A 10034-nucleotide genomic window follows, 5' to 3' on the forward strand; every position below is an offset into this window, starting at 1 on the left:
GTCAGAGCCTTCAGGGCTTGGAGCGTGAGAGAACTTCGCTGCAACAACGTCTGGCCGAAAGCCGGACCGAACTCGCGGGGCTACAAAACCGGCAGGCTAATCAGCTGGCGGAGGTTCAGCGTCAGCAGTCAGCGTTGGAGCAGGAGCTCGCAGAAAGTGAAGCCAAGCGCAACCTGTTGGTCACTGCGCCGGAAGCAGGCATCGCTACCGCAGTACTTGCCGAGGTAGGGCAAACCGTTGACAGCTCACGTCCATTGTTGAGCATCGTCCCAGCCGACACGCCCTTGCAGGCGGAGCTCTACGCACCGAGTAAATCCATCGGCTTCATTAAACCGGGAGACTCGGTACTGATTCGCTATCAGGCCTATCCCTATCAGAAGTTCGGCCAGTACCACGGTCAGGTTCAGTCCATCTCGCGTGCCAGTATTTCCTCCACCGAACTGACGAGCATGGTTGGCAGCGTGCCGGGGCTGGCACAACAGGGCGAACAAGTTTATCGCCTGCGGATTCAGTTGAATGACCAGTCGGCGCTTGCCTATGGCGAGCCACGACCGCTGCAGAGCGGAATGTTGTTGGAGGCCGATATTTTGTTGGACACCCGATTTCTTTACGAGTGGGTGCTTGAACCGTTGTACAGCTTGACCGGCAAACTTTAGGAACTCACATCTCATGGCTTTTCTTGACACACTCGCGCTGCGCTTTGGGCGCCGTTTGCCGTTGGTATTGCAGACCGAGGCCACCGAATGCGGCCTGGCGTGTCTGTCTATGGTCGCGGGCTACTATGGTCATCACAGTGATCTAATCGATTTACGTCGCCGATTCAGTGTTTCTCTCAAGGGCATGTCGTTGCGCCAGTTGATTCAGGCCGCGCATCAAATGCAGCTGGGCACGCGCGCATTGAAGCTGGAGCTGGAGAGTCTGGGCGAGTTGAAACTGCCGTGCGTGCTGCACTGGAATTTCAGCCATTTCGTGGTTCTGCAGGCCGTTGATTCGCGCGGTGTCACCCTTCATGACCCGGCAATGGGCCTGCGCCGATTGAGCTTGGAGGAGGCATCGAAGAGCTTTACTGGTGTGGCCCTGGAATTGTGGCCCGACCACGGCTTTGAGAGGCAGGAAAGCCCGCCGCGCATCCGCTTGTGGCGGATGATGGGCAAGGTGTCCGGGCTCTACCGTTCGCTGGGTCAGGTGCTTCTGCTGGCCGGGGCGCTGGAGATCTTTTCGCTGATCAGCCCGTTCTTTCTGCAGTGGACGCTGGATCACGTTATCGTCAGTGCGGATCGTGATTTGTTGAGTACCCTGGTTCTGGGCTTCGGTTTGTTGCTGTTGATGCAACAGGCCGTCAGCGGAGTTCGTACCTGGGTCATGATGCATATGAGTACGTTGCTCAGTGTGCAATGGCAGGCGAACGTTTTTACCCACTTGCTGCGCCTGCCGACCCAGTACTTTGAGAAGCGCCATTTGGGTGATGTGGTCTCGCGCTTTGGCGCGGTGAGCAGTATCCAGCAAACCCTGACGACGGCTTTCCTCTCAGCGGTGCTGGATGGTCTGATGGCTATTGCCACCCTTGGCATGATGTTGCTATACAGCCCACGCCTGGCGGCTATTGCTGTAGCGGCCATGAGTTTGTACGCACTGGGCCGTTGGCTCTGGTACCGGCCACTGCGTAATGCCACAGAAGAAGAAATCGTCCATGCGGCCCGCCAACAGAGTCATTTTCTTGAGACGGTCCGCGGCATTCGTACGTTGAAGTTGTTTCAGCGTCAAGACGAGCGCCGTTCGGTATGGTTGGGTTTGTTGGTGGCACAAATCAATGCCGGCCTGCGTACGCAAAAGTTGCAACTGTTTTACCAACAACTCAATGGCCTGCTGTTTGGGGTGGAAAACCTGTTAGTGATCTGGCTCGGCGCGATCATGGTTATGGACGGTGCGTTCACGGTGGGGGTGCTGATCGCGTTTACCGCTTACAAGTCGCAGTTCGATACACGCGTGGCCAACCTGATCGACAAGTTTTTCGAATTGCGCATGCTGCAACTTCAGGGAGAACGCTTGGCGGATATCGTCCTGCAGCCGCCGGAAGACAACCGCAGCAACCTTGACCCAGATAGCCTTCGTGAGCGAGAGGCGGGTGTCGAGGTATTGGGGCTGAGTTATCGCTATTCGGAGCAGGAGCCCTGGGTGCTCGATGGTCTTGACCTGCGTATTGAAGCCGGTGAGTCAGTCGCCATTGTCGGCCCTTCCGGTTGTGGCAAAAGTACACTGTTCAACGTACTGCTGGGTGTCCTCCCTCCCGAGAAGGGCAATATTCGTGTAGCGGGCCTGGACTTATCGCAGTTGGGCCTGGAGGGGTTGCGCGAGCTGGTCGGGACAGTGCTGCAGGACGATGTGCTATTTGCCGGGTCACTGGCGGAAAACATCAGCTTCTTTGACCCGCAGGCAGATGTGGCCTGGGTGCAGGAGTGTGCTCAGATGGCGTCTATTCACGATGACATCTTGAATATGCCGATGGGTTACAACACCCTGGTCGGGGACATGGGTACAGTACTTTCCGGTGGGCAGAAACAGCGCGTGATGTTAGCGCGGGCTCTGTACAAGAAACCGAGTATTTTGCTTCTCGACGAAGCGACCAGCCACCTTGATGTCGCGTGCGAGCAACGCGTCAACGCTGCCATTCAGGCTTTACGCATCACCCGCATCATGATTGCCCATCGCCCGGAAACGATCGCTTCGGCGGACCGTGTAATCGTGTTGGGGCAGGGCAGAGTGGTGAGCGACGTCAGGCCAGAACAGCTGCCTCCATCTTCAGGCGCGATTTCTCGGGAGCAGATTTGATGCGTGCATTATCTGCGGCGCTGTTCGGGTTAATCGGCGCTTCGTCCTGTGCCAATGCTTATGAGCCGGATGTGTTTGGGACCGCTGGTGGAGTTTCCGAGCAAGCCGCCTATGATGTCGATCGTGGCCGGCTCTCTTGTGGCTTCGCTGCTGTGCCAGATGCGTTGACCCTGGATGAGGCGATCGAGCGAATCCTGTGTGTTGACCCACAAACGCGTCTTGCCTGGGCCAATGCAAAAGCGCAGGCGGCGCAGGTGGGCGTCAATCGTTCGGCTTATCTACCCAGTCTGAATGGGCGTATTGAGCAAAACCATGGATACAGTGATCGAGACAATCTGGACGTTCCACAGCAATCGCTTAACGGCTCTCGCCGGGGGCAAAGTGCAGGCATTGAACTGAGCTGGATGTTGTTCGATTTCGGTCGCCGTAGCGCCGCGTTGCGTAGCTCTCAACAACTCCTGTTGGCCGCGAACGCGAGCCAGGACGCAACCCTGCAAAACACGTTTACGCTGGCAGCTCAAGCCTACTACAACGCATTAGCCGCACAGCGCAGTCTGGTGGCGTCGCGCCAGGTCGCCGTGCTGGCTGCACAGAATCTGGAGGCTGCCGACGCTAAGTTTAAAGCCGGTGCTGCCGCGCTTTCGGATCGGTTGCAAGCGCAGACTGCGTTTTCCCAGGCGAGTCTGAAGCAGGTTCAAGATGAGGGGCTGTTACGCAATGCTTTGGGTGCTATTGCCCTGCGTATGGGGTTGGCGCCAGATACGCCACTGCGCTTGGCCAGTGAGCTTGATGTAACACCCAACACCGCCTTCGTGAAGGCTATTGATGAACTCCTCGCCCAGGCTCGGCGTGAGCATCCGGCAGTGTTGGCTGCCGAGGCTCGTGTACGGGCGGCCCAGGCGTCAGTTGATGAAAGTCGAGCTGCCGGACGGCCCAGTCTGGCACTAACCGCTAACCTGACGCGTGGCTACAACGATCAGGCCGAAGCTTTTGGTGGTGATACGCGCACGTTCGACCGCAGCGTCGGGCTGCAACTGCGGATCCCGCTCTTTGAAGGGTTCGGACGCAATTATCAAACCCGTGGCGCTATTGCACGCCAGCAAGCGAGCGAGGCGGAGCTGGCCAATATTGAGCAACGAGTCTCGCTGGACACTTGGGATAACTATCAGTCGCTGAGTCTCGAGACCCAGAGCCTGACGCGCACCACTGAGCTGGTTGAACAAGCACGCCAGAGCCTGGATGTGGTGCAGGGCCGCTATCGGTCCGGGATTGGTAGCATGATCGAACTGCTCAATGCGCTGACAGCCTATGCCAGCGCCGAGGAGCAACACACCCGAGCACTGGGCAACTGGCAGACTTCACGACTTAAGCTTGCCGCCAGCCTTGGGCGACTAGGTTTCTGGACCTTGCAGTGAGCGCGCCTGCGCCAGCTGCCATACCAAAGGAATAACCTCCCGACCAAACTCCAGCAGCTCGTCGTCATAATGTAAAAAACCGGCCAAGAGCATATCCACGCCGATCTCGGTCAGCGCCGTTATGCGTTCGGCAATCTGCTCAGGTGTGCCGATCAGCCCGGTTTTAAAGCCGTCGTTGAACTGGATCAAATCCTCGAACCGAGACTCGGCCCACATGCCTTGTTTCTCGATGGTTGCCTGGCCTGCGTGCTGGACGTTTTTGCGAAAGCGCTCGACGACCTCGATGTCGGCATTCTCGATGATGGCTTCCAGCACTTCCCGTGCTTGTGCTTCGGTGGGGCGCGAGATGACAAAGGCGTTGACGGCAAAACGGACCGTGCGATTCTGCTGCGCCGCCAGGGCCTTCACATGCGCGATATGTTCGCGCAGCGAATCCAGCGGGGCGCCGTTCATAAAGTAGAAGTCGCTTTGGCGGGCGGCCATTTCCCGGGCCGCGACAGAGTTTCCACCTTGGAATACCGGAATGGCGCCGGGTCGCGGCTTGGGGCGGAAATCGGCGTTGCGCAGGCGGAAAAAGTCACCGGCGTATTCGGCCTGGCCATCGGCCCAGGTTGCACGCAGTACCTCAATGAATTCCTCGGTGCGCCGATAGCGCTCACCGTGTTCCAGCCAGGGCTCACCCAGCGCAGTGTATTCGTCCTTCAACCAACCGCTGACCACGTTGACTGCCGCGCGTCCCTGGCTGATTTCGTCGAGAGTGACCAACTGCTTGGCGACAATCGCCGGATGTGCAAGACCGGTAGCAACCGCGACAATCGGCACCAACTGTGTGGTGACGGCGGCGATCGCTGCGGCCATGACCATTGAGTCGTAGGTACCTTCATTGCCTTCCAATGAGGATACGAAACGGGTGGCGAGCAGGGTGTATTTGAACCCGTTGTGTTCGGCGATCTGCGCATACTCGCGGTTGGCGGCAAAGGTGCCACGGGTGTGATTGTTAATACGGGTGGCCACCAGCGAGGTGCCGAGGTTTGGAGCCCAGTAACCAAATTCGATAGGCATGCTCAAGCGTCCTTGTCGGCGCGTTTTTCGAGGATGAAAGCGATGATGATGCCGACGGCGGCGGCGATGCCCGCGAAGGGCACCCAGTGCCAAAGCACAGGGGAGAGGCTGAGACTGAAAATCAGCGCCGTGGAGCCCACGATACTGATCAACACTTTGTAATCCAGGCGGGTAAACGAAGCCCAGTCCGGGTCGTGGTCCTGTTCGGTGTTGATCTCGCGGGCGGCGCGTTCAATGCCGTCGTAGACTACGTAGAGGTAGGCAACTGACACGAGCACGGCAAGTACCGTGGCGGTGATGGCGTAGTTCATGGCCAAGAATCCTTATGCGGCGTGGCTGACGCGCGACTCCACGTCGTTGCTGGCTTGCAACTGACGTGAATAGTCGTCGAAATTGAAGGTTTTGCGGCTGAGCAAGCCCAATGTCAGCGGCACGATGGCGCTGATACCGGTGATGGTCAAAATGCCCGCCAGTTCACCGTAAAAATGCCGTACGGTCATACCGATTACCACAGCGAGAATGATCCCCCAGCTGAATCCGGCGGCTGTGGTGCGATGCCAGGTAATGGCCAGCAGCAGCGGGAACAGAATCGACGCATTCAGCGATTGCGCCAGCAGTACCAGGCTGACGAAGTCCCAGCCCGACATAACGATGGCACCGGCGATGACACCGAAAATCACCATGCTCAATTTGGTCAGCGTAAACAACGCGTTGCCAGGCAGGCGCGGAAACAATGGCATCAGTACATTGACCGAGACCAGTGAAGAAATGGCGGAGAATGCGCCGTCGATGGTGGAGTAGCTGCAGTTGAGCACCACAAATACATACAGTGCGACCAGGGTGACTGGCAGGCCGATATGGGCGATGACATAAGGCCCGATTGACGCTGCGTCACCGCCTATTTGTGGCAAGGTCACACCGTAACCCAGACCGACCAGCCCGAGGATGCCGGCGATGATGGGAATCGGATAAAACAATGCGCCGCCCCATATGAATGTCCGCGACAAATGACGCGGTTTGACTGCCCAGGCTTTTTGCCAAAAGCTCTGGTCCGAAATGGACGCACCCAGCAGGCCCAGCGAGAGGGTCAAACCGAAGGCGGCGGCGGCCTCATAGCTTAAAATACTTAAATATTCACTGTTCTGTTGGGCCAGTGAGTTGAATACCCACTCGGCACCGCCAATCTTTTCCAACGCAAAAAGAACAATCACCGCGAGCGGTACCAGGATCAGTAATGTATTAAGTGTGCCGGTAATGGTCGAAGTCCATAACCCGCCCAAGTAGGAGTAAAGGGTCACGATTACCAGCACTACGGCAACAACCGCCAAGGGTTTTAAACCGAAAACAGCACTGGTTACTAACACCGTGCCTTTTAAGTTGATCAGAATTGAGAATAATAACGCCAGGAGCATGATCAGCGTGGCCAGGGCGGCCGAAAAATTCGAAGAGAGGCGCGTGCGGATATAGTCCGGGATGGTGTAGCCATTAGGCACCACTTTGCGTAAACGCAATGCCAATGGCGCCAGCAGGATTATGGCGATGCCGTTGGGTATGGTGAACCATAACAAGCCCGACAGGCCCCATGTATAGGCGGAAGCGGCGGACATGACGATGGCCATTGACCAGGTCCAGACGGCAATGACGGCACCGATACTAAAACCCAGGCCCACCTTGCGGTTGGCGATAATATAGTCCTTAGTGTTTCGCACTAATCGGGTGCGAACCGTAAGCGCCACCGCAGTAAGAAAAAGACCTAAGCCTATAATCAATGCCCACCCCAAAGCGGCAGGCAGCGGTTGAGTGTTTGAGAGCATCCAGTAGGTTTCCGTTAAATTGGATAATGGTCAGAGGGCAGGCAGTATGCTCAGCACCCTAGTATTTCCGAAGTAACGAATAAGCATAACCATAGCGCCGGAATTGTAGCGCTAGTTGGTTTTCAATGTTTATCTGCATTCTGAGCGGGGCTGTCGCGGTTGAACTAGTAACGGTGCCAATTCTTTTTCAGAAATGGAGTGTTTTGGTGAAATTTCCCCTATGAATCAGATTTCATACATCGGCAGAATAAAAAAGCGATTGGATATGAGATGTCTGTGCGCAGAGGTCTTTACGTCCGAGTAAGGAATAGTTGGCTTTTTCAGTCCGTCAGATGAGCAAGGCGGCGGACGTTTCGCTTAGTCGTTATGGTTATATAATTCAAATAAAATAGTATTTTATGGAATATGAGGGCGGCATATAGTCAGCCTGAATATGGCGCTGCCAAACCTTTGCAGAGCCCGACCAGACGACTAGAGGACGAACCATGCCAGGCACCGAAACCATTGACGCCGTGACTATCAACACCCAGCGTCCCGAGGATTTGACCACGGTTTTTGCAACCGGCGCGGATGTGCTGTTTGCCCGTGCCCGTGCACGGGCTGCCGAAACCGGTGCTGCTCATGCCGGTAGCCTTTATCCGCCCGAAGCCTGGGCTCTGGTTCAATCTGGAGCGGCGAAGTTGATCGACGTACGCACTGCCGAAGAGCTCAAGTTTGTCGGTCACGTCCCCGACAGCCTGCACATCGCCTGGCAAATTGGGCCAGCGATGATCAAGAACCCGCGTTTTTTACGCGAGCTTGAAAGCAAGGCCGGGCGGCAGGCCGCTTTGATTTTATTGTGTCGCAGCGGTAAGCGCTCCGCTGCAGCAGCCAGTGCTGCCAGCGCCGCGGGTTTTACTCAGGTGTTCAACGTTCTCGAAGGCTTTGAAGGCGACCGCGATGTTCAGCAGCAACGAGGTGATAGTGGCGGCTGGCGTCACTGGAATCTGCCTTGGGTTCAGGACTGAAAACCGCTGAAACGCGTTCTTCACATTGTTCTCCTCTTACCTTGATGGCACGTCCCCGCGGCGGCTCTATGGAATTTTATGTTTGATGAGTTGGCGGAAAATGTTGGCCGCGTGGCATTACCCGTTGCGGAGCTGCCTGTTGAACGGCTGGGTTGGCAACTCAACCAAGTCGTCAATGAGTTGAGCGAAGTCCGTGCCCAATGGCGTAGAACCACCGGACGTGCGAGCGAGCTTGCGGGGCGTGAACTCCCATCACGTCAGGCCATAGGACAAATACTCGACCTGCTGCACGGCGCGTTGTTTCCGATGCGCCTGGGGCCAATGGATTTGCGTGAGGAGAGCGAAGATTTTTATGTGGGCGATTCGCTTGATCGTGCGCTGAATGCATTGCTGGGCCAAGCTCGACTGGAACTACGCTACGCGGCTCGGCAGCGTGGCGAACCCTTGACGGATGTGGAGCAACCGGCGATAGGGATTATTCGCGATTTCGCAGCAGCCTTGCCTGGCCTGCGGCGCCTACTGGATTTGGATGTTATTGCCTCCTTTCGCGGTGACCCCGCAGCGCGCAGTCTGGATGAAGTGTTGCTCTGCTACCCGGGCATTCTGGCTGTGATACACCACCGCCTGGCACACCATCTGTATCAGGCCGGGCTGCCATTGCTCGCGCGCATCAGCGCCGAAATTGCCCATAACGCTACCGGCATTGATATCCATCCTGGCGCGACGATAGGCCATAGTTTTTTCATTGATCACGGCACCGGAGTTGTGATCGGCGAGACCGCGATCATCGGTAATCATGTGCGTATTTATCAGGCGGTGACGCTTGGTGCCCGTCGATTCACGACGGATGAGTCCGGGCAATTGCTCAAGGGGCAGCCACGTCACCCGATCATAGAAGACCACGTAGTGATCTACGCCGGGGCAACCATCCTCGGGCGCATCACCATCGGTAACGGCTCCACCATTGGTGGGAACGTCTGGGTGACCCGTAGTGTGCCGTCAGGCAGCAACGTCACCCAGGCGACCGTGCAGTACCAGCCAGACAACGGAGGTAGTCATAGGGACGAACTGTCCGGCTCTGTGCGTCTATAACAATCTATGGAGTGATTCATGTCTGAAAATCAGGATGTACGCCAAGCGCTAGGCGACAATGCTGCTCGCCAGTTGGCGAACGCAACGAAGACCGTCCCACAGCTTTCAACGATCAGCCCACGCTGGCTGGTGCATTTGTTGCAGTGGACGCCTGTCGAGGCGGGGATCTTCCGGTTGAACCGAGTGAAAAACCCGCTGAACGTTCAGGTTGCGTGTTCGCAGCGTGATGAGTCTGTGTTGCCACAAACGTTCGTCGATTATGAGGAGGCGCCACGGGAGTATTTCCTCAACGCAGTCAGCACTATTCTTGATGTGCACACACGTGTATCCGACCTCTATAGCAGCCCGCACGACCAGATTCGCGAGCAACTGCGCCTGACCATCGAGACGATCAAGGAGCGCCAGGAAAACGAACTGATCAACAACCCGGAGTATGGCCTACTCGCCAGTGTTGATCCGGTCCAACGCATTTCCACGCTGACCGGTGCGCCGACACCGGATGATCTCGACGAGCTGATCACCCGCGTCTGGAAAGAGCCAGGGTTTTTCCTGGCGCATCCTCTGGCCATTGCAGCCTTCGGCCGCGAGTGCACCCGTCGTGGCGTACCGCCGCCGACCGTCAGCCTGTTCGGCTCGCAGTTCTTGACCTGGCGTGGTCTGCCTCTCATCCCATCGGACAAGGTACCCATCGACGACGAAGGCAAGACCAAGATCCTGCTGCTGCGTGTCGGTGATAAACGCCAGGGTGTGGTTGGCTTGTACCAGCCAGGGGTGGCCGGCGAGCAGAGCCCAGGTTTGTCTGTGCGCTTCATGGG

Annotated in this window: 9 protein-coding genes; 6 read left to right on the plus strand and 3 right to left on the minus strand. The window is 56.9% G+C overall.

The features are described 5' to 3' along the window. The 3 genes from FEM54_RS14755 to FEM54_RS14765 form a co-directional block, all read left to right on the plus strand. Positions 1-656, plus strand: a 656-nt coding sequence (locus tag FEM54_RS14755; RefSeq protein WP_138451609.1) for an HlyD family secretion protein, incomplete at its 5' end; no start/stop codon positions are given. A gap of 13 nt (positions 657-669) precedes the next feature. Beyond that, positions 670-2829: a peptidase domain-containing ABC transporter gene (locus FEM54_RS14760; RefSeq protein WP_138451611.1), complete on the plus strand. Its 2160-nt coding sequence runs from the start codon at positions 670-672 to the stop codon at positions 2827-2829. Beyond that, on the plus strand, positions 2829-4244 hold the full coding sequence (locus FEM54_RS14765; RefSeq protein WP_138451613.1) for a TolC family protein: 1416 nt from the start codon (positions 2829-2831) through the stop codon (positions 4242-4244). The genes FEM54_RS14760 and FEM54_RS14765 overlap by 1 nt, the downstream gene beginning before the upstream one ends. Here the strand turns inward: FEM54_RS14765 and sfnG are convergent. From sfnG to FEM54_RS14780, 3 genes are read right to left on the minus strand one after another with little or no spacing between them, the layout of a single operon-like run. After that, a complete protein-coding gene (gene sfnG / locus FEM54_RS14770; protein WP_138451615.1) occupies positions 4221-5306 on the minus strand; it encodes a dimethylsulfone monooxygenase SfnG in 1086 nt (361 codons plus the stop codon). The genes FEM54_RS14765 and sfnG overlap by 24 nt on opposite strands. 2 nt (positions 5307-5308) lie before the next feature. Continuing rightward, positions 5309-5617 carry a hypothetical protein gene (locus FEM54_RS14775; protein ID WP_138451617.1) on the minus strand — a complete coding sequence of 103 codons (309 nt, stop codon included), beginning with the start codon at positions 5615-5617 and terminating at the stop codon, positions 5309-5311. A gap of 12 nt (positions 5618-5629) precedes the next feature. After that, the gene (locus FEM54_RS14780; protein WP_138451618.1) at positions 5630-7120 is read right to left on the minus strand and encodes a sodium:solute symporter family transporter; all 1491 of its coding nucleotides are present in this window, start codon (positions 7118-7120) and stop codon (positions 5630-5632) included. A 485-nt stretch (positions 7121-7605) separates the two neighbouring features. On the opposite strand from FEM54_RS14780, the gene FEM54_RS14785 reads away from it, so the two are divergent. The 3 genes from FEM54_RS14785 to FEM54_RS14795 form a co-directional block, all read left to right on the plus strand. Next, the gene (locus tag FEM54_RS14785) at positions 7606-8127 is read left to right on the plus strand and encodes a rhodanese-like domain-containing protein (RefSeq protein ID WP_138451620.1); all 522 of its coding nucleotides are present in this window, start codon (positions 7606-7608) and stop codon (positions 8125-8127) included. A 78-nt stretch (positions 8128-8205) separates the two neighbouring features. Further along, positions 8206-9219 (plus strand): serine O-acetyltransferase EpsC, encoded by a 1014-nt coding sequence (epsC, locus tag FEM54_RS14790; RefSeq protein ID WP_138451622.1) that lies wholly within the window; start codon positions 8206-8208, stop codon positions 9217-9219. Between the two features lie 18 nt (positions 9220-9237). Beyond that, on the plus strand, positions 9238-10034 hold a 797-nt coding region (locus FEM54_RS14795; protein ID WP_138451624.1), incomplete at its 3' end, for a family 2A encapsulin nanocompartment shell protein.

Origin of the sequence: Pseudomonas edaphica, from assembly GCF_005863185.1 — a bacterium.
Classification (GTDB): domain Bacteria; phylum Pseudomonadota; class Gammaproteobacteria; order Pseudomonadales; family Pseudomonadaceae; genus Aquipseudomonas; species Aquipseudomonas edaphica.

What these genes read in the sequence shown, in the direction of transcription:
- FEM54_RS14780 (WP_138451618.1), bottom strand. Translation starts at nt 7,120, where the DNA reads ATGCTCTCAAACACTCAACCGCTGCCTGCCGCTTTGGGGTGGGCATTG.
- FEM54_RS14760 (WP_138451611.1), top strand. Translation starts at nt 670, where the DNA reads ATGGCTTTTCTTGACACACTCGCGCTGCGCTTTGGGCGCCGTTTGCCG.
- FEM54_RS14775 (WP_138451617.1), bottom strand. Translation starts at nt 5,617, where the DNA reads ATGAACTACGCCATCACCGCCACGGTACTTGCCGTGCTCGTGTCAGTT.
- FEM54_RS14765 (WP_138451613.1), top strand. Translation starts at nt 2,829, where the DNA reads ATGCGTGCATTATCTGCGGCGCTGTTCGGGTTAATCGGCGCTTCGTCC.
- sfnG (WP_138451615.1), bottom strand. Translation starts at nt 5,306, where the DNA reads ATGCCTATCGAATTTGGTTACTGGGCTCCAAACCTCGGCACCTCGCTG.
- epsC (WP_138451622.1), top strand. Translation starts at nt 8,206, where the DNA reads ATGTTTGATGAGTTGGCGGAAAATGTTGGCCGCGTGGCATTACCCGTT.
- FEM54_RS14785 (WP_138451620.1), top strand. Translation starts at nt 7,606, where the DNA reads ATGCCAGGCACCGAAACCATTGACGCCGTGACTATCAACACCCAGCGT.